This window comes from Arthrobacter stackebrandtii, assembly GCF_017876675.1.
GTDB classification, from domain to species: Bacteria; Actinomycetota; Actinomycetes; order Actinomycetales; family Micrococcaceae; genus Specibacter; species Specibacter stackebrandtii.
This window is the reverse complement of the sequence record NZ_JAGIOI010000001.1, coordinates 2,430,579-2,450,586: the sequence shown is the minus strand read 5'-3', so window position 1 is coordinate 2,450,586 and position 20,008 is coordinate 2,430,579. Positions and strand designations below refer to the sequence as shown.

Genomic DNA, 20,008 nt, shown 5'->3' with positions numbered 1-20,008 from the left:
TGATTCCTATCGGTGGTAAATGACGATCAGTGAAAATATTGGTTCAGTGGAGGCATGTCATGCCGTCCCCCAGGTCATGCTCGGTTTGCTCTGACCCTCCTTGCCAAGATCCAGGCCGTGACCAGCAGTGCCAGCAACAGGAAGGCTCCGCCAATCAACAGTTAGGCGATCGAACCGGTGCCGCCGGTGAGCGGAAGTGTCATGGCCGGGGCACTGGCGTTGACGAAGCGGTAAACCTCGTGGTGGCCGGTGGCGACGGCGATTGTCGGTGAGGCTGCATCAGCCCAGGCCCCGGAGTCGGCAAGACTGCCGTCGGGGTTGATGGTGCCGGTGTAGCGCTGCAGGCTCAGCTGCAGGTACGCGGTATTGAGTGCGCTTGACTCGCTGATGGTGTAGTTCGTTCCGGCTGCCACCCCGATCGTGTTCTCCACGCCCACAGCATCTGCACCGTCAACGTCCAAGGCATCACCTGTGTCCGGCGTTGCCGTCAGGGTGAAGTCGCCGGGAACCAGGGTTCCGCCGTTGCTGCCGTCGATGAACTTCAGCAGTGTCAGCTGGGTTTTGCAGGTGACGGTGTTGGTGATGGTGTACGTGTTGGCACCGGCGGCCACGGTGGCAACGTAGGGGACGGGTTCCGACGCCTTTGTCTCGTTGGCAAGTGTGACGGCCGCCCCGGTGAGCTCACAGTTCATCCCGGGTTCGAAGGCCGTTGTCTCCGCAATGGTCACGGTGCCGCCGGCGGCGTATCCGCTGCGCGTTTCCGCCCACTTCTGGGCGAGGGCGCCTCCTGCAACCGGTTCGGTGAGGGACAGTGCGGCAGAGATGCCGTCGGGCTGGTCTCCGTTGTTGTAGGAGATGCCGTCTACGATCCACTTCTTCTCGACGGCCACGGTGGCCACGGTGTTCGTGTTGGTGTACGCACAGGTGACGCTATTGGCACCAAGGACAAAGCTGCCAGTCAGCGTTCCCTCGGTCACGGTTGTTCCTGTGGTGTCGGTGCACTGGAGGGCGGTGGTGTAAACACCCTTGTTGCTGGATGCCAGGATTTCTTCGACCACTACGGTGGTCCCCTGGGCGAAGGAGGCCGTGAGGACATCACCCTTCGCCGGAGCTGCGGAGGTTCCTGTCTTGGCGTTCGCGGTGAAGCTTGCCTTGTCGCCATCGACGGCGTTGACCCAGGTCTTCGTGACCTTGACCTGTACGGGGATCTTGGCGTTGATGACTGTGCAGCTGATGGCGTCGGCCCGCTTTACAGACACCGAAAACCCGAGGTCCCCTGCGTTGACGGCGGATATGGCCTTGCCCGTGGAGTTGTTCGTGCACTTGGCATTGACGCCATTTTGCTTTTCCAGCGCATGTCCGGCCTGTTGCAGTTCCGCGAATTGAACGGTCCGGCCGGCAGCCTGAAGGTTGTTGACCTTGAAGTTCACGGCGCCATTGCTGCCGGTGACGGCGCTGGAGGGTGAAACATTGTCTGCCTCCCGGCCGTTGAAGGTCCAGCCGGCTGCCGGCACGAGTGTCCCGTCCAGGTCCCGCACCTGCTTCACGATGCTGACGGTTCCCTGGCAGTTCTTCAAGGCAATTTCACTGAGCTTGGCCGTCAGCTTGTCGTAGTTGTCAATCTTGAAATAGTCGGTCCCCGACACATCGCCGGATATCGCCTTGATGTTGGAAATGTTCAGGTCACTGCCGACGCCGAGGCCCATGACGAAAGTTCCGGAAGTTTTCAAGGCGTCCGCTGCAGTAACAGCTCTTGTCAGGTCGATGGAGTCAAACGCGGATCCGTAGTCGGAATTGCCCCCGGTTCCCGGTGTCCCGTAGGCAGTGGGGTTGCCGTCGGTGACAAACAGGGCTATGTCATATTGGGCCGAGGGAATCTGGCGCAGTGCCGCATCCCAGTTCGTTCCACCGACGCTTTCGGGAACACGCTTGATGTTTCCAATTTTGGTTTTTACGGAATCAGCATCGCTTGACGTGGACAGCGAAGTCTTTGCAATGGATGCGTTGGTCCCGTCCGGGGCGAACGTGCCAAACGTGTAGACGCCCACCGACGACGGCGTGCCGGCCAGGGTGTCCACAACACTCTTGGCCGCGTTCTTCGACGCCGTGACCTCTGAATTCGACAGCGAGTTGGAAAGGTCCAGGACCACGGCGATGTTCAAACCACATTTGTTGGGAAGCACCGGGTTGCTCCGGGCAGCCGCGGCTGCGAACCTCTGGCTGCTGGGGGCATCCAGGTCCAACACGGCCGGACCGCTCGGATCCTCGCCGGCGGCCTCTTCACCCTCGGGCTGCTGTGCTGCGGGATCGTCAACGCCTTCCTCGGCGGCCGGGGCATCGGCGACCGGACCGGCAGGGGCAGCATCCTCGCCGTCCGTGGCCTCCCCGGCGTCTGAAGGGACCTCAACAGGAGCTGCATCCCCGCCGGCGGCCGGCGGGTTGGCATCTGTGGCTGCATCTGCCAACTCAGGGGATTCGGTGCCGGCTTCCGTGGCGGCCACGCCAGTCCAGGGGCCAGGGCTCCGGTCATGGTGAGGTAATTGCTGTGGGGTGCTAGGTGGTGTTCTTGATTTTGTAGCGCAGGATGAGCTCGGTGCTGGGGTAGCGAGTTTCGGCGCTGTTTAGGTGCTCGCATAGTTGGGCGGCGGCCGCGGTTTTGGCCTTGGTGGGTAGCGGGTCCAGGGTGATGGTGAGGAGGCCGGGCTTGGTGGTGTCGATGTCGCCGGGCTGGTTGAATATCTGACGCATGAGGGCGTGGGCTTCCTGGCTGGCGCGCCGGTAGCCGGTGTTGGTGCGGATCTCGCGGGCGATGGTCATCGCGGTGTTGTAGGCGGCCATGCGGATGCCGGTATGGATGAGCTTGACCTCGGTATCCAGGACTTGCTGGCCCGGGTTCAGTTCCCCGAGACGGAGTTTTGCCGGAATGGCTTTGTGAGCCTTCTCGGCCGCGATCAGCGCCGTTTCTGCTTCCCAGAGCGGTGCCATGGCCTGGTTGTGCATGGCGCTGGTGACCGTGACAGCCAGTTCCGTGGAGCCTTCTGCCGGGGTTTTCAGCGCCATCAGGTTCGTCTCGGCGATCGCAGCGGCCTCGGCATGAGCATTCCGGGCGGCAACGACTTTTTGGTACGCCTTGGCCTTGGCAGGGTTCGGCACCATCCGCTCCTCATCGTCACCGGTGCTGGTGTAGGAATCGTGGGAGTCAAGATCGAAGTGCATCCGGGCGTAGCGGAACTGATTTTCCTGCCTCCACCTATTGCCCATGCGATACACAACCTCCCCGGCACTCATGGTCCGGTCGGTGGTGAGGATATGGATTTGCCTGCTCCCGTCACCGGTGGTGCCCACGACCCTGCTGATCTGCCGGATCGTGAAGACTTCACCGCTGGTCTTGGTCGTTGCCAGGGGCAGATCAACGAGCGTGTCCGCCACCGACCATTTGCGTCTCTGCCCGTGGTCGTCGGTGTGCGTGACCTCTGTGAAGAGATCTTCGCTGATGTCCTCCGTAACGCCTTTGCGCCAGGTCAACACATCAAAACCGGCTGAGTCCATGTGCTTGAACAATGCCGGTGACCAGCCGCCGCGGTCGAAGCCGACCAACACGCGCCGGTCATCCCCAACGGCTGTGCGCAGCTCGGGCAGGAGGTCGCGCAGTTCGGCGGCCAGGGACGCGCCGGGTGCGGCCATGACAACGAAGACCGGTGAACCATGGGCGTCGGTGACCCAGGTTTCTTCGGTCGCCGGGACTGGGAACTTGAGCCTCGTGGAGTAGATCTTCCCAATCTTTTTCGTGCCTTGATAGGCGCGCACGTGCCCGTCAACATAAAGCACCGCAGCCAGGTCCTCCCCGCCAGGCCCGGTGCCTGTCAGATGGTGTTTGGCCAGGGCGGCAATCAGTTCCCCGGCCTTGCCGGTTTCGGCGAGTTGGCTGATCCGGCGGCGGATGGTTTTTACTTCCGGGGCCCGATCCAACCCCAACACCCGCCCGAGCTCACCCGGGTCAAAGCGCGTCGCGCCCTCAGCCCTAGATTCCCCGGCCAGTGCTCGCAGCACGCTATCAATCAGGACGGTCTCGAGGCCGTAGAAACCATTCGGCAACGCCCCGTACACCTCTTTCGCACAGCTGATCAGACCGGTGGATTCCAGTGCGGGGAAGGCCAGGAACAAGCCGGCGTGGCGAACGTTGGCGGCCGGGGCAAACAAAGGCGCTGCAGCCTCGAGCAGGCCGGCAGCGGCCCGCTCGGCATCGCGGGCCACCGGGGCTGGTAAGAGCGGCAGTGCACGCTGCCCCGCTGCTTCAAGGGGTACCAGAGAATCGTGGGCAGCATCAGTGGTCGGTGCTTCTGCCGTGGTGGTCATGGCCATGGCGCGCCGGACCGTGTCGGTGGAAACCCCCGTCGCTTCAGCGGTGGCCCGCAGGCTCAAACCGCCGGCACGAATAGCACGAATTTCTGCTGCTTTGGCTTCCGTGAGCAGGGAGGGGCGTTTGGGTCCCTTCTTTACCGGTGCCAGGCCCATCAGGCCAGTGCCTTCAAGGGACTTGCGCCAGCGCCGCAACGACTCCGTGTTGACGCCGAAAGCTGCGGCGACCTCGTTGACCTGGGCGGCACCGGTATCGACCAGTTGAGAGGCCGCCAACCGGCGCAGACCGTCCTGGCCCGCACCCCACACATAGGCCAGCTGCCCGTTAATGAAGACCTTGCCACCAGAGGCGTTTTCCAGCAGGGCCGCACGCTCGCCCATGAGCACAGCGCCAAGGTCCGGAAGTACGGGAAGGGCGGTTTGGGTAGTCATTGAAACCATTGTTTCACCCACCCACACAAGAAATCATCACGCCTTTATTATCTCACAACAGGCGTGGAATTAACAGCCCGAACCAACATAAGAACCGCGGCAATTCAACAAACTACAAAAACCGCGCACTGACCATGTCCGGAGGCCTGGGGGCAGCTTCCTCCGCCTGTGCGGAAGCAATGGAGCCAATGCCCAGGCTTCCCGCCATTGCCAGGCCCACCAAACCGGCGGCCAGGCGCAACCGTACGGAGGTCCCAGCCCTCTCGGTTTGAGACCGGCTTCGGTGCCGGCGTCGGACAGGCGTGGATAAACGCATAACAACTCCCCCAGAGAAATGTTTGTAGGCGCAGAGGTGCGCATCAACACCATTAGGGAGGCACGGCCACCGGGACGCGAGTGGCAGACACCCCTCTTTTTGGGCACCATCCACTCGAAAATTCTTGTGAAGCCACTCTGTTTATGAGCCAGCTCACGCCAGACATTTCGAGTGGCGCCGGAAACACTCGAAAAGTTGTCCGCAATGTGGACAACCACTTCATTCGGGCAAAAAAGTACGCCCCGCAGCATTTAGTGCTGCGGGGCGTTAGCGTTGAACAATGACCTTTGACCAGGGCTCCGCGCCCATTGTTCTTCTCGCCTGGGAGCGGGGACTCGGGCTGCCTGCTGATTCGCTTGTGTCGGAGACCCGCAACGGCAGGCTCACCCATGAAGTCGATTCACCCGAACTGACATTCCTTCGGCTGGGAGACCGATCCGTCCTGACCGGCCCGGCCCACCTCATCGCGGCCGCCGGGGAATTTGACGACGACGAGCTGGGCAACCATGCCACCATGCTGGGCTTGACCAAGTCCGACGGCGGCCGGGGGCTGGGCACGCAGGCCCTCTACCACGCCGACGAGCTCGAACTGCACCAGCCCGCGCACACCGTCCATGTATCGACCGGGGCCGCGGAGGCTGCGGCTCTGGAGGCGCTGTGCCCGCCGGACGATGTCCATGATGCGTTTCTCATGGACCGGGAACACAAGTTCACGGTCATGGATTCAGGCACGCCCGACGCCGGACCGCTCGCCTGCAGTGCCTACGCCGAGTACCAGGGGCTGCTGGCGCAGCTGGGCACACTGGTGCCGCCCGCTTCCCGGCGCCGGGGCCTGGGCGGCCTCGCAACGAGCATAGCGGCCCATGAGGCCCTGGCCGCCGGGTTGATTGTCCAGTGGCAGGCCGACATCAACAATGCCGCCGCCCACCGGCTGGCAGTTTCTACGGGGTTTACTGTGACAGGGCTTCTGACTCGGATTTCTCTGCAGAACCGTCAAAGTACGCGTAAATAGCCTTCACGTCGCGTGGCTTGGCAAAGAAGATTGCCACGGCAGCGCCCAGCAGCACGGCGGCTGCCGGCAGCATCGTGGACTGCGCCATGGCCGTGGAGAAGCCCGCATGGAGGAATTCGGGCAGCTGCCCGGATGCGCCAGAGACGCCCCCTTCGGCCCCTGCCGGCATCTCGGCGGCCAGGCGGGCGGAGATCAGGGCCGCGATAGCCGCACTGCCAAGGACCGAACCAATCTGCCGCGTAGTGTTGTACACCCCTGCCCCAGCACCGGCCTCGCGCGGCCCAAGGTTGCGGGTGGCCGTCGTCGATAGCGGCGCCCAAATCCCGGCGCTGGCAATGCCCAGCAGCCCGCTGGGAAGCAGGAACAGCCAAATGGCGGTGTCCGGCCCCATGAGTGAGGCGGTCCACGCGAGCGAAATCGACATCAGCACAAAACCGGTACAGGCCACATAGCGGGGATTGACGGCGTCGACCAGCTTGCCGACAAACGGCGCCAGGATACCGGAGAACAAGGCCATAGGAACCATCATGAGCGCCGATTGCGTGGGCGTCATGCCGCGGACCAGCTGGTAGTAGAAGAACAGCGGCAGGCTCATCGCGGTGACGCTGAAGCCCATGGTGGTGATGGCAATGTTGGCCAGGGAGAAGTTGCGGACCTTGAACAGGTGCAGCGGCAGCAGCGGCTCGCCCTTGTTGACTGCCTGCCAGCCGACGAAGGCGACGAGCAGGACGATGCCGGCGATGATCATTGACCACACGCTGAGGGGTCCGGCAATGGTTCCCCAGTCGTAGGTGGCACCTTCCTGGATGCCGAAGACCAAAAGGAACAGGCCTGCGGAGCTGAGGGCAACACCGAGCAGGTCGAACTTGTGCTCGTGGGTCTTCAGCTTGGGGACCAGGCGCCAGGCCAGGACAAAGGCGAGGATTCCCACGGGGACGTTGACGAAGAAGATCCATTCCCAGCCCAGTCCGTCAACGAGGACACCGCCCATGATGGGGCCGACGAGCATGGCGACACCGGCGGTGGCGCCCCACAGTCCCATGGCCGGGCCTCGCTTGTCCGGGGCAAAGATGCGGGTGATGATGGCCATGGTCTGCGGCGTCATCATGGCGGCACCGAGGCCCTGGACCACGCGGGCCAGGATCAAGGTGCCGACGTCGCCGGAGAACCCGCACCAGAGTGAGGCCAGGGTGAAGACCGTCAGGCCGACGAGGTAGAGGTTCTTGGGCCCGTATTTGTCACCCAGCCGCCCGGTGACCAGCAGCGGCACGGCGTAGGCCAGCAGATAGGCGCTCGTCACCCAAATGACGGAGTTGATGTCGGTGTGGAGCCCTTCCATGATCTTGGGATTCGCCACCGAAACAATGGTTGAATCCACGAGGATCATGAAGAATCCCAGAACAAGCGCCCATAATGCGGGCCACGGTTTTGCCACGGTTTCCATGGGTGATCCTTACGGTTGAAAAGATTCGATCAGTTTTTGCTTCTCGGCGGCCGCGAAGACCCACGGCAGGGAGCCGTCGGCGATCCGGGCGTTGAGGTCCTGCAGCCACGCCATTTCTGCGCGCAGCAGGTGCTGTTTGTAGCCCACGTCAATCCACAGGAACTCGGGTACGTTGCGGGACTGGGCCGTCCTGCCGTGGCTGTCCAGATCGGCCAGCTCCTCGGCCAGTGCGGCGAGGCGCCGGTCCAGGAGCTCAACCACCTCGCCGGGCGGCAGGTTGTGCGCCTCCGAGAGTGCCTGCGGGAAACGGGGATACTCCTCGACGGGTTCCGCGAGCAGCTGACGCAGCGCGGCGTTCAGCCGCTCCCGTCCGGCGGGCAGGATGGCATAGTTGGTTCGCTCCGGGCGGTTGCCGTCCTTGACGGTGCCTGTGGCCTCGACCAGCCCGGAATCGGCCAGCCTTCCCACCGCGTGGTAGAGCGTGCCGGGGCGTACCTTCAACAGCCTGTCCTCATGGCGGTGCACCAGCACCTGGTACATCTCGTAGGGGTGCATGTCCCGTTCCGCCAAGAGGCCCAGTGCCGCCATTGCCAGGGCGGAAAGCTTTGGTGCATGTGCCACGACCGCTCCTTCCTGCTCTTGGGTGCCGTTCCTTGCGATGTCCCGTGCCGGGATCACAGTCCAGGCCGGGCGCTATTCCACATGAAGTATTCCACGTGGAATAGCTGATGCCCAGACATTGGCTCTTTCTGAGACTGGTTTCACATGGCAACAATATTTAGGTGTGGGCCCACACCCCCGAGGGAGCCAACGGCCGGGCGCCAGCGGCTGCCCCGCCCCGAGGGGCCCAATTTGGCCCGCACGCGAGCCAAATTGGGGAGGAACCGGGTACTACCGTGGTGCGCGCAGGAAGCCTGTCTGGCGCCCCACCACCTGGCCGGCGTCGGTGGCCACGATGATTTCCTGGTTGGCAGGGTACATTTCGCCGTCGTCGTCCACCATCAACACGGCGTCCGGGTCAACGGAACGCTTGATGAGCGCCAGCGCGATGGGCCCCATTTCAAAATGCTGGGCAGCCGAGGTCACGGTTCCCACCGTGCGGTCCTCAAGCACCACGCTGCTGCCGGGCGCCGGCAGCGTGTGAAGCGAGCCGTCCAGCTGCAGGAACACGAGCCGGCGGGGCGGGCGGCCCAGGTTGTGCACCCGGGCGATGGTTTCCTGGCCCTTGTAGCAGCCCTTGTCCAGGTGGACGGCGGTGCGCAGCAGGTCGAGTTCGTGTGGGATGGTCTTCTCATCCGTCTCTGCCCCGCGGCGGGGCCGCCAGGCAGCCAGGCGCAGGGCCTCCGCCGCCCAGACGCCGGCCAGCGGGCGGTCCCCTACGGTCTTTTCCAGGTCCACGGCCGGGACCAGGTATTCACGCCACGGCCGCTCCAGGCCGGGATGCTGCTCCTCCGGAATTGCGGAGTAGCTGTAGCCGCCGGCGCCTAGGTGCGGCCACGGGTCGACCCAGGCCAGGAGTTCGGCCCATTCGGGGATGTCCACGACGGAGCCAACAACCGCCCAGTCCGCGGAAACGTCCGCAATCTCAACGCGCAGCATGAACTTCATCCGGTTCAGCCAGTCGGCCAGCGGTGCGGCCTCCTCCGCTTCCACGATGAGCCAGGTGGTTTCGCCGTCGTCCACGACGCGGGCGTCAAATTCGATGCGCCCCTGGACTGTGAGCAGCAGCAGTTCCGTACCCACGCGTGGTGCCAAGTTGGTGACGTCCTGCGAGGATAGCGTGTTGAGCCAGCTGAGCCTGTCCGGCCCCGCCACCGTCACCACGCCGCGGTGGGAGAGGTCGACGACGGCGCTTGCCGGCTTCCCGAGGTAGCCGGCCAGCAGGCGCTGCTCCTTGTTCGGATCCCCGTAGTGGGCGGCAACCCCGGCGTCGAGGCCGCCTGCCTGCACGGCACCGGAACGGTTAAGGAAAGGACTCAAATAGCTCATAACGGGTGCAACTCCTTCTATTGGCGGCCTATTCCAAGGTGCCCGCCGGGCGCCCACGCTGGTGCGGGCAACAGCGGCAGGCGCGAGGGCCGGCGTCGTGCTTGATCAAAACCCTTAAACAGGACCGACCCGCAGAAACCGGCGGAAACGCGCGAAAAAACCGCGGTTCCCGGCGTCGCCTGCGGGTCAGCTTCCGAACTGGGTGCTAGGCGACCTTGCGCAGCGCGGCCGAGGCGTGGGCGTCCAGCGCATTGCCGTCCGCGGCAACGTCCCAGCGCCAGTAGAGGTCGCCGTTGACGAGCCCAAAGATGCGGGTCGCGGCGGTGTAGTCCTTGGAGCCGGCACCGCGCATGACGGCGTCGGTGGAAAGCTGGATCTGCGGGCCCTTGATGGAGCCGTAGTACAGCTCGGAGATGCCGCCGGGGTGGACGATGTTCGCCATGATGTCGAAGCCTCCGTCGGCGTTGCGCAATGCCTCGACGTCCTCTGCGGTGCGCAGTGCGGGGACGATTTCGGCCGGGATCAGGCCGGGGCCCCCGTCGGAATCATTGAGCTTGCGGTCCAGCTGCCAGAACCCGGTCTCGACGGACAGCGGGCGCAGGATGGTGCCCTCTTCGTCGCTCAGCCACGACTCCGCCGTGTATTGCAGGTACGGCAGGCCGTTGGCCTTGAAGGTCACCGTCTGGGTAAAGTGCTCGTCCTCAGACTCGCCGGCGCCGAGGCGTCCGGTGCCGGTCCAAGTGCCAAGCAGCCAGGACAGGGGGACCAGCTCGGGGGTCAGGTCTGTGGGGATCTCAATAGCCATGGCAGGTTACTGCTGGCCCTTGAAGAGACGCCACACCACCAGCCCGGCAAACCAGGCCATGGCCACGCCGGCCAGCGCCAGAAGACAGATGAAGAAGATTTCAAAGGCAAGTACGCTCATGCTGCCATCCTACAATGTCCACCGCACGCTTTCCGACGGGCGCGGCGCGGGCCTCAGCTGAGGATCAGTTTCTCCACGAAATACACCAGGGCGCCGAGGGAGAGTATCGGTGCCAGGGCCGCCGCGATCCGGCCTGTCATGGACTTCGCCGGGCCCGTCAGGGTGCGCAGGCGCCGGTACGCGGCGATGACAGCACCCACGAGCAGGCCCAGGATGGCGGAGGTGAGAATGCGGACGTCGGAAAACAGCAGGGCGGCCAGCGGCCCTGCCAGCCCGGCCAGGACGACGGCGAGCGGGCCCACCACCCTGTCCGGCCAGTTGAGCATGCCGGCCAGGAGCGCCACGACCGCGCTGATGGCCACGATGTAGCTCATGCCGGGGTCGCCAAGGAACCTGTTGGACGCCACCCAACCGCAGGCGAATCCCGCAATCGCCACGCCGGCACCGGCACCGAGGGTTGATTCGAGCCGCCTCTTCTGCCCCGTGCCCCGGATGATCTGGACGACCATGACGGCGCCGAAGCCCAGCGCCAGGTAGATGGGCGTCCAGGACAGGTATTCGCTGCTGGTGGTCAGGCCTGCGGTCAGCGCCGCGGCTGCCCCGGTCAGGGCCAGGACGGTGCCAAGCGTTTTCTTCGCCGGAATGTTGAGGTAATGCGGCCAGCCATAGCCAAAAACCACGGCCAGCGCGATGGTAATGGCCACCGCCCAGGCGTCGCCGAGATGGTGCCCGGCCACGAGGAGCGCAACGGAGATGATTCCAATTAGTCCGGCTGTTGATGACTTCACACATCAATCCTGCCTTATTCTGCCGGTACACTGTGGATCACCCTTGAATTGGAGCGTCGCAAATCGTCGCAGCGCACAGTTTCACGGGCCGGCCATCGGTTCACCGCTCAAAGATGCGCGATCTAGAAGTGCTTTGTTAGGAAGACATGTCGCAGATTCTCATGCTGACCAACGACCGCGGAAGTTCCGTGGAAATCCTGCCTGCACTGGAACTTCTCAGCCACACCGTCCACATCCTCCCCGCCGTGCCCACCGCGCTGCTGGAAGCCAAGCCGTCCGACCTGATCATGGTGGATGCCCGCAGGGACCTGGCCGGTTCGCGTTCCCTCACCCAGCTGCTGCGCGCCACAGGCATCAGCGTGCCCCTCCTTCTGGTCCTGACCGAGGGCGGCATGGCTGCGGTGTCCGCTTCATGGGCCGCCGACGACGTTGTCCTGGACACCGCCGGCCCGGCCGAGGTGGAGGCCCGCATCCGGCTGGCGCTGACCCGTGCCGAGCAGTCCGGGGAGACCGTCCATCAGGAGATCCAGGCCTCGGGCATCGCCATTGACGAGGACAGCTACACGGCCAGGGTCCACGGCGAGGTGCTGAACCTGACGTACAAGGAATTTGAGCTGCTGAAGTATCTGGCCCAGCACCCGGGGCGCGTGTTCACCCGCGCCCAGCTGCTCAACGAGGTGTGGGGCTACGACTACTACGGAGGCACGCGCACGGTTGATGTCCACGTCCGCCGCCTGCGCGCCAAGCTCGGCGCCGAGCATGAGAACCTGATCAGCACTGTGCGCAACGTGGGCTACCTGCTGTCCGTTGCCAAGACGCCCGACGGCGAACTCGCCGACGCATAGCAGCCCGCCGCCGGCGGCGGGCCGGGCGCCGTCGGGCAACGCCGCGGCCAAGCTGCGTTAAACGCAAGCGGCCCGCAGTAAACGAACGAAAATCAGGCGGAATTCGCCTGGTCGCTGTTTCTGCGGGCCGGTTGAAAAAGTGGAGGACATACGGGTCGAACGTATCGAGGACACCCCACTGGTGCATCCCCCCAGCGCCAACCCACGGGAACTGGAGTTCCGCGGATCTGCTCCACAGACTCTATGCCAAGGGCGCACCCCGGCGCAAACCGGCGCCACCTCTCGCAATGTCCCGGGCCCGCCCACTAGGCTGTGGTCATGAGCCCCGCACATATTGAGAACTGGCCGGTCACAGTCATCAACGGCGCCCCTTCCCCGGAGATCCTGCAGGAAATCCAGGCGGTCATTGACGCCGCCGAGGATGCCGACGGCAACCCGCCATTCTCCGAACAGACGCTGGTGGAGCTGAAGTCCAGGGAGGCCGGCCCGCACAGCGTCCTGGTGCTGCTCACCTACGCACCCGAAGACGCCTCCCCCACGGTGGGCGAGGACCTGGCCGGCGTGGCCGTGGTGGTGCTCAACGGTGATGAGGGCGTCCTGGAGATCGTTGTCCATCCCGCCTACCGCAATGACGGGGTTGGCGCCGTCCTGGCCGACAAGCTTGTGGAAGTCAGGGGCCTGCAGGGCATCAAGGCCTGGTCCCACGGCGACCATGAAGCCGCCGCCGACCTCGCCGCCAGCTACGGCTACCGGGCCATCCGCGAACTGTGGCGCATGCGCCTGGTGCGGCAGGCGCCGTCGGACCTGGAATCCCGGGAGGCCGCCGTTTATGAGGTGCCCGACGGCGTGAGCCTGCGGACATTTGTCCCTCACCAGGACGAGGGCGCCTGGTTGGCGGCCAATGCCGCGGCGTTCGCCCACCACCCGGAGCAGGGCCAGCTGACCCTGGCCGACCTCCAGGCCCGCATGGCCGAGCCCTGGTTTGACCCGGCAGGATTCTTCCTCGCGGTCAATGACAGGGACGAGATCCTGGGCTTCCACTGGACCAAGGTGCACCCGGGCCGGGCCGGACAGGAAGCCATGGGCGAGGTGTACGTGGTGGGCGTGACCCCGGCAGCGCAGGGCATGGGTCTTGGCAGGACGCTGACCCGGCAGGGGCTGGACCACCTGCAGGACGCCGGACTGCGCGCCATCATGCTTTACGTGGATGCCGACAACGAGGCTGCCGTGGCCCTGTACCGGAAGCTGGGCTTCACCAAGTGGGATTCGGACGTCATGTACGGGCCCGTCTCCGCCTGACCCCTGCGCCGCGGCAGCCGCTGTGGCTTGTAAGGTTGTTTAAAGGCACTAGACGACGATGAGGACTTGTTGATGAAGCGCGAATACAAGGGTTCCGTGAATACGCTGGCGGCCACCGGCCGGGAACGTTTTGTTTCCGGCGAGGTGCCGGCCTCACGCGCCACGCAGGACCGGATTGAAATCCCCGAATTTGAACCGACGCTCATTCCCGAGGGCGACATCAGCCCCGACCGCTTCCTGGACCGCGAGCTGAGCTGGCTCGCCTTCAATGCACGCGTGCTGGAACTGGCAGAGGACCCCGATCTGCCGCTGCTGGAACGGGTCAACTTCCTCTCCATCTTTGCCTCCAACCTGGATGAGTTCTTCATGGTCCGGGTGGCCGGGCTGAAGCGGCGGATCGCCACGGGCCTGGCTGTGCCGTCGCCCGCCGGGCTGAGCCCGCTGGAGGTCCTGGAGCAGATCAGCGAGGCCGCGCACGAGCTGCAGTCACGGCATGCCCATGTGTTTGCCAGCCAGATCCGCCCCGCCCTGGCGTACGAGCACTTCCACCTGGTTCACTGGGACGAGCTGGACGATCCCTCCAAGGTGCAGCTGGCCCAGATGTTCGCGGAGAAGATCTTCCCCATCCTGACGCCGCTGGCCGTGGACCCCGCGCACCCCTTCCCGTATATCTCGGGACTGTCCCTGAACTTGGCCGTGGTGGTCCGCAACCCCGTCAGCGACAAGGAACTCTTTGCCCGCGTCAAGGTCCCGGACCTGCTCCCGCGCCTGCTGGCGCTGGACGGAAACCGGGCCGGCACGGTCCCCGGGCGGGTGGCCCGCTTCATCCCGCTCGAAGAGGTCATCGCCGAGCACCTGGACCAGCTGTTCCCGGGCATGGAGATTGTGGAGCACCACACCTTCCGCGTCACCCGCAACGAGGACCTTGAGGTTGAAGAGGACGACGCCGAGAACCTGCTGCAGGCACTGGAGAAGGAACTGCTGCGCCGCAAGTTCGGCCCGCCCGTCCGCCTCGAAGTGGCCACCGACATCAACCCCAGCATCCTGGCGCTGCTGGTGCGCGAGCTCGACGTGGAGGACACCGAGGTGTACTCGCTGCCGGCCCCGCTGGACCTGCGCGGGCTCTCCATCTTGGGCGGCATCGACCGGCCCGACCTCCGCTTCCCCAAGCACGTGGCCCACACATCCCGCGATTTGAACGCCTCTGAGACCTCCAAGGCGGCGAACGTCTTTGCCGCCATGCGACGCCGTGACATTTTGCTGCACCACCCGTATGACTCCTTCTCCACCTCGGTGCAGGCATTCCTTGAACAGGCCGCCTCGGACCCCAAGGTGCGGGCCATCAAGCAGACCCTGTACCGGACCTCCGGCGACTCCCCCATTGTGGACGCCCTGGTTGATGCGGCCGAGGCCGGCAAGCAGGTCCTGGCACTGGTGGAGATCAAGGCCCGCTTTGACGAGCAGGCCAACATTTCCTGGGCGCGGAAGCTGGAGCAGGCCGGCGTGCACGTGGTGTACGGAATTGTGGGCCTGAAGACCCACTGCAAGCTGTCCCTGGTGGTGCGCCAGGAGCAGGACGGACTGCGCCGCTACTGCCACATCGGCACCGGAAACTACCACCCGCGAACGGCCCGCTACTACGAGGACCTGGGACTGCTGACGGCCGACAACCAGGTGGGCGAGGACCTGTCCAAGCTGTTCAACCAGCTCTCAGGCTACGCGCCCAAGACCTCGTTCGACCGCCTGCTGGTGGCCCCCCGCTCCGTGCGCTCCGGGCTGATTGAGCGCATCGACGCCGAGATTGCCAACAAGCGGGCAGGACTGCCGGCGCGGGTGCGCATCAAGGTCAACTCCATGGTTGACGAGGCCATCATCGACTCCCTGTACCGCGCCTCCCAGGCCGGGGTGGAGGTGGGCGTGGTGGTGCGCGGCATCTGCTCGCTGCGCCCCGGCGTCCCAGGCCTAAGCGAAAACATCACGGTGCGTTCCATCCTGGGCCGCTTCCTGGAACACTCCCGTGTCTTCACCTTCGCCAATGCGGGCGAGCCCGTGGTGTACATTGGCTCTGCCGACATGATGCACCGCAACCTGGATCGCCGGGTTGAGGCCCTGGTGCAGCTCTCCAACAAGGAGGACATTGCCGAGGTCAATTCGCTGCTGGACCGGTACCTGGACCCAGGCACCGCCAGCTGGCACCTCGACAACGAAGGCGTCTGGGCACGCCACCATCTCGACAACGAAGGAAACCCCTTGCTCGACATCCAGTCCTGGCTGCTGGCCAGCCGTTCACGGCCCGGATCCGCAATCCACCGCTAATGCGCAATTCCGAGCATCTCGAAGATGGCGTGGCCGACGGCATGGAAGTTTCAATCCAGGCCGCCGGCGCACTGTGCTGGCGGATCAAGAAAAAGAAACTTGAACTGCTCCTGATCCACCGACAGCGCTACGACGACTGGTCCTGGCCCAAGGGCAAGCTGGACAAGGGCGAAACCCTCGCTGAGTGCGCCGTGCGTGAAGTGTATGAGGAAGTGGGCCTGCCCATCACCCTCGGCATCCCCCTGCCGTCCATCCGCTACGCCGTCAAGCCCGGCTTGAAGGAAGTCTTTTACTGGGCGGCCGCGGTGGATGACATGCCTCCCATTCCGGACGGCAAGGAGGTTGACGCGGCCGTCTGGTGCAGCCCCAACAAGGCCCGGGGGCTGCTGTCCAACCCCTCAGACATTGAACCGCTGGAAGCGCTCCTTGCAGCCCATGAAGCCGGCACGCTGGAAACCTGGCCGCTGCTGGTGATCCGCCATGCCAAGGCCAAGCCGCGCGCTTCATGGACCCGGGCCGAGGGCGAACGCCCGCTGGCCGCCACCGGCAAGCGGCAGGCCCTGTACCTGCAGCGGCTGCTGATGTCCTGGCACCCCGCCCGCATCCAGACCAGCGGGTGGATGCGCTGCATCTCCACCATCTCCCCCTACGCCCAGGCCACCAAGGCCAAGGTGAAGGTGGTGCCGTGGCTGACCGAGGCGGACCACAAGCGGCACCCGGCCAAGGTGGCCGCCGTCGTGGAGAAAATGCTGACCCGCACCAGCGCCACAGCCCTGTGCACGCACCGGCCGGTCCTGCCCACCGTGCTGGAGACCCTCAGCGGCCACATGTCCGAGGACTTGGGCGCCCTGCTGCCGTTCAGCGATCCCCATCTGGCACCCGGCGAGGTGCTGGTGGCCCACGTTTCCCTCGCCGATCCGGGCCGGATCGTGGCGCTGGAGCAGCACAAACCCTACGAGGACTGAACCCCGGCGCTGCAATCTGGCCCGGGCGGCTGTGCCCCACGTAGCATTTCGCAATATTGTGAGACCGTTCCGGCACCCCATGCGTAACATTGAAGCGAATAAGGGTTTTCGCTTGAAATGGTGCCGCAAAGGATATATGCAATGGCTTCGCTCGATTCACTGCCCGTGTTGGACTTCTCCCGCCTCAGTGCAGGGCCGGCGGAAGCTGCCGCGTTCCGCAGTGACCTGCGGGATGCGATGCACGAAGTTGGCTTCCTCTACCTGTCCGGCCACGGGGTGCCGCAGGAACTGACCGACGCGATGCTGGACATCTCCCGCCGCTTCTTCGAGCTCCCGGAGGACGTAAAACTTGCCGTGGAGAACATCCACAGCCCGCAGTTTCGCGGCTACACCCGAATGGGCGGCGAGCTGACGGACGGGGCCGTCGACTGGCGTGAACAAATCGACATCGGCGTGGAACGGGAGGCCGTTCCGGCCGGTGAGGGCGTCGCCGACTACTGGCGCCTGGAGGGCCCCAACCTCTGGCCCGAGGGACTGCCTGGGATGCGCGCCGTCGTTTCGGAGTGGACGGAGCGGCTCAGCTCCATCTCGCTGGAACTGCTGCGGGCCCTGGCCGTTTCCCTCGGCGCGCCGGAAGACACCTTCGACGCCGCGTTTGCCGAGCGGGCGTTTCCCGTGCTGAAGATCGTCCGATACCCGGGCGAATCCAACCCCGACCCCGTCCAGGGCGTGGGATCACACCGCGACGGCGGCGTCATCACACTATTGCTGGTCGAACCGGACAAGGGCGGGCTCCAGGTGGAGTACCAGGGCTCGTGGATCGACGCGCCACAGGTGCCCGGAACCTTTGTGGTCAACATCGGCGAGATGCTGGAACTGGCCACCAACGGCTACCTCAAGGCCACCCTGCACCGCGTCATCTCACCGCGCCGCGGCACCGACAGGATCTCGCTGCCGTTCTTCTTCAACCCCGCACTGGATGCCACCATGCCCCGGCTGGCCGCCAGCCCCGAATTCCAGGCAAAGGCGCGGGGGCTCTCGGTCGACCCCACCAACAGCCCGATCCTGGAAACCTACGGCGACAATGCCCTGCGCTACCGGCTGCGGGCCCACCCGAACGTTGTTGCCGCCCAGCACCCGGACCTGCTGAAACCCTGATTCCCGAACGGCAGGAAGCCGCACCCTCATTCCACCGACACCCTTTGTACCGTACACTCGATACAAAGATGATCGCGCCTTGGGGGAAAGATGCTTGCACCGAACTGGATGGAACTGCTGGTCCTCGTGGGGACAGGCGGAGTTGGCGCCGCCGTTCTGATCTACCTGGTCCTGCGCATGTTCGTGTGGAACAAGGCCGAATCGAAGTCCCTCGAGCGCATCAGCAAGCACGCCTTCTGGACCGGCTTCATTGCATGGGCTTTCAGCAGCCTGGCAGGTGCCAACCGGGCGGGACTCTATTCGCCCCACCAAATGTCCGATCCCTTGGCCCCGAATGTTGTTGTCCCTGTTGACCCGTGGTCCACGATTCCAGTTTCCTGGCTCATTGGTCCGGTCGTGGCGGTCCTGTTGGTCCACTTGATCGGCCAGTTGTCCTGGCCGGCCCCAAAGTCCGCCAGGCGCGTTGCGGTCTTGGAGTATCGCAAGGTGCGTGACTACGTCCAGCCGCTGCTTGGATGGAGCGTGTTTTGCATCTTCGCGGCCACTGCCATTGTCTTGATCATCCTGGCCTGCGCCCCCGGATTCCCGGCACGTCCGGCCGGGCGGACCGGGGAAGGAATGACCCTCCTCCCCCTCGACGGGCGCATCCCGGGGTGGATGCTGGCTACGGTCCTGGGCGCGGCGCTCGTGGTTCTTGCCACCGGCACCTTGCTGGTCATGCGGCTCACTGCCTCTCGCCGCTCCCTCGAAGCCCTGAATCCCGAACAGAACAAGACGCTGCGCGCCATCGGCATGAACAGGCTGCTGCGCGTTTCCGCCACGGTCGCGTCCGGGCTGGCCGCCATCGCAGGGAACTACCTGGCACAGCCCGCACCCGCCTCCGTCGACACCTCGTGGACAAACTGGCTGGGACTGGTGAACATGGCCGTGTTGGTGACGATGTTCTTTTGGAAACCTCCGGCCCTTCAGCCGGACACACCTTATTCCGGAGCCTCGCTGTCGGCGGCAGCCCGTCCCGGCAAGGCCAGCTTCGGCGCCACGAAGCTCATGGATTCCACGGCCGTTGTTCTGGTTCCGGCTGCTGCAGCCGGCGTCCTGCTCGGGTATGGCTTGCGCTACTGGCTGGGCTGGATGGGCACCATCGCCCTGTCCCTGGCCTTCATGGTTTTGGCTTATCTGGCCCTCGAGATGGTTCTGGCCCGCAACTATGGAGCACCGGTTAGATTGCGCAGTGGAGGCCGGCCGCCGTTGAAGGCGCCCCTGCCCAGGTGGGTCTATGGTGGTTTCGGCCTGAGCGCACTCGGACTGGCCGCGGCCATCGGCTATGCCGCGGCATCCTCAACATCGCTGCCGCCCCGCAGGTGGGACGGTTTCCCCGCACCGTGGGCAATATATGTGGTCCCGTGCATTTTGGCTGCTGCCATCCTGCTGGCGGGGCTTGCGGCCATGTGGTTTGCCCTGGCCCGCCCGCAACTGAACAACGTGCCAGAGGCATTGGATGCAACCCTGCGCCGCAGGTCGCTGTTTCGGATCGCCCGAACAGTCACCAGCTGCTGGTTCGCTTTGGCCGGAGTCGTATTTTCCATGGCCGCGCCGCCTCTCGTCAGCCATCCGCCCGCCATGCAGCTCGACCTGTCCATCGTTTCCGCTTTGTGTTTCGCCTTGGGCGCGATCGTCTTGTTCCTCCCGGTCAGGGCCTACACGCCGGAGGACATGTACGTCCCGGATGCGAACAAGCCAAGCATGAGCAAATAGCACCATGGACGCCCGGATTTTCATCGACCTGGAAACGGCGACCCCGCCATACGAACAGGTCCAATCCCAGATCTCCTCGCTGATCGCCGTTGGTGCGCTCCAGCCCGGCACCCGCCTGCCCACCGTCCGCAGCCTCGCCGCAGACCTCGGCGTTGCCGCCGGCACCGTGGCGCGCGCCTACAAGGAGCTCGAGGCGGCCGGGCTGGTTGTTACAAACCGGCGCCAGGGCACCGTTGTGGCGGCGTCAGTGCCCACCATGCCAAAAGCCGGTGCTGTTGAACCACCGCACAGGGTGATGGCCGCCGTCGAGCATCTCATTGTGGAGGGCGAAAAGGCCGGGCTGGATTCAAAGATGCTTCTCACACTGCTGCAGGGCCGCCTGAACCAGCGCGGCAAGTAGACTGT

General features: G+C 64.7%; 15 protein-coding genes. 8 read left to right on the top strand and 7 right to left on the bottom strand.

Annotated features, from left to right (window positions below; all coding sequences use genetic code 11):
* Window positions 1-161 precede the first annotated feature (161 nt).
* Together JOF48_RS10460 and JOF48_RS10455 are read right to left on the bottom strand one after the other, a co-directional pair.
* On the bottom strand, window positions 162-2,501 hold the full coding sequence (locus JOF48_RS10460) for a VWA domain-containing protein (protein WP_209680434.1): 2,340 nt from the start codon (window positions 2,499-2,501) through the stop codon (window positions 162-164).
* A 52-nt stretch (window positions 2,502-2,553) separates the two neighbouring features.
* Window positions 2,554-4,791: a putative transposase gene (locus JOF48_RS10455; RefSeq protein ID WP_209679124.1), complete on the bottom strand. Its 2,238-nt coding sequence runs from the start codon at window positions 4,789-4,791 to the stop codon at window positions 2,554-2,556.
* Window positions 4,792-5,387: 596 nt separating this feature from the next.
* On the opposite strand from JOF48_RS10455, the gene JOF48_RS10450 reads away from it, so the two are divergent.
* Entirely contained in the window at window positions 5,388-6,119 is a 732-nt protein-coding gene (locus tag JOF48_RS10450; RefSeq protein WP_209680432.1) for a GNAT family N-acetyltransferase, read from the top strand.
* Here JOF48_RS10450 and JOF48_RS10445 read toward each other — a convergent pair.
* The 5 genes from JOF48_RS10445 to JOF48_RS10425 form a co-directional block, all read right to left on the bottom strand.
* Window positions 6,058-7,563 (bottom strand): DHA2 family efflux MFS transporter permease subunit, encoded by a 1,506-nt coding sequence (locus JOF48_RS10445; protein WP_209680430.1) that lies wholly within the window; start codon window positions 7,561-7,563, stop codon window positions 6,058-6,060. The genes JOF48_RS10450 and JOF48_RS10445 overlap by 62 nt on opposite strands.
* 9 nt (window positions 7,564-7,572) lie before the next feature.
* Window positions 7,573-8,184: a PadR family transcriptional regulator gene (locus JOF48_RS10440; RefSeq protein ID WP_209680428.1), complete on the bottom strand. Its 612-nt coding sequence runs from the start codon at window positions 8,182-8,184 to the stop codon at window positions 7,573-7,575.
* A gap of 270 nt (window positions 8,185-8,454) precedes the next feature.
* Complete coding sequence (gene ygfZ, locus JOF48_RS10435) at window positions 8,455-9,552, bottom strand: CAF17-like 4Fe-4S cluster assembly/insertion protein YgfZ (protein ID WP_209680426.1); 1,098 nt, start codon at window positions 9,550-9,552, stop codon at window positions 8,455-8,457.
* Window positions 9,553-9,757: 205 nt separating this feature from the next.
* A complete protein-coding gene (locus JOF48_RS10430) occupies window positions 9,758-10,357 on the bottom strand; it encodes a nitrobindin family protein (RefSeq protein ID WP_209680424.1) in 600 nt (199 codons plus the stop codon).
* Between the two features lie 173 nt (window positions 10,358-10,530).
* Window positions 10,531-11,265, bottom strand: coding sequence for a permease (locus JOF48_RS10425; RefSeq protein ID WP_209680423.1), 735 nt, complete (start codon window positions 11,263-11,265; stop codon window positions 10,531-10,533).
* A 146-nt stretch (window positions 11,266-11,411) separates the two neighbouring features.
* On the opposite strand from JOF48_RS10425, the gene JOF48_RS10420 reads away from it, so the two are divergent.
* The 7 genes from JOF48_RS10420 to JOF48_RS10390 all read left to right on the top strand — a co-directional run bounded on the left by JOF48_RS10420 (window position 11,412) and on the right by JOF48_RS10390 (window position 20,003).
* Window positions 11,412-12,110 carry a winged helix-turn-helix transcriptional regulator gene (locus JOF48_RS10420; RefSeq protein ID WP_209680422.1) on the top strand — a complete coding sequence of 233 codons (699 nt, stop codon included), beginning with the start codon at window positions 11,412-11,414 and terminating at the stop codon, window positions 12,108-12,110.
* Window positions 12,111-12,428: 318 nt separating this feature from the next.
* On the top strand, window positions 12,429-13,409 hold the full coding sequence (gene mshD, locus JOF48_RS10415; protein ID WP_209680421.1) for a mycothiol synthase: 981 nt from the start codon (window positions 12,429-12,431) through the stop codon (window positions 13,407-13,409).
* 72 nt (window positions 13,410-13,481) lie between these two features.
* Window positions 13,482-15,725 (top strand): RNA degradosome polyphosphate kinase, encoded by a 2,244-nt coding sequence (locus tag JOF48_RS10410; RefSeq protein WP_209680420.1) that lies wholly within the window; start codon window positions 13,482-13,484, stop codon window positions 15,723-15,725.
* Window positions 15,725-16,690 carry an NUDIX hydrolase gene (locus tag JOF48_RS10405; protein WP_209680419.1) on the top strand — a complete coding sequence of 322 codons (966 nt, stop codon included), beginning with the start codon at window positions 15,725-15,727 and terminating at the stop codon, window positions 16,688-16,690. The genes JOF48_RS10410 and JOF48_RS10405 overlap by 1 nt, the downstream gene beginning before the upstream one ends.
* A gap of 141 nt (window positions 16,691-16,831) precedes the next feature.
* On the top strand, window positions 16,832-17,848 hold the full coding sequence (locus JOF48_RS10400; protein ID WP_209680418.1) for an isopenicillin N synthase family dioxygenase: 1,017 nt from the start codon (window positions 16,832-16,834) through the stop codon (window positions 17,846-17,848).
* 90 nt (window positions 17,849-17,938) lie between these two features.
* Window positions 17,939-19,603, top strand: coding sequence for a hypothetical protein (locus tag JOF48_RS10395; RefSeq protein WP_209680416.1), 1,665 nt, complete (start codon window positions 17,939-17,941; stop codon window positions 19,601-19,603).
* A gap of 4 nt (window positions 19,604-19,607) precedes the next feature.
* Window positions 19,608-20,003 carry a GntR family transcriptional regulator gene (locus JOF48_RS10390; protein ID WP_209680414.1) on the top strand — a complete coding sequence of 132 codons (396 nt, stop codon included), beginning with the start codon at window positions 19,608-19,610 and terminating at the stop codon, window positions 20,001-20,003.
* Window positions 20,004-20,008: the final 5 nt, after the last annotated feature.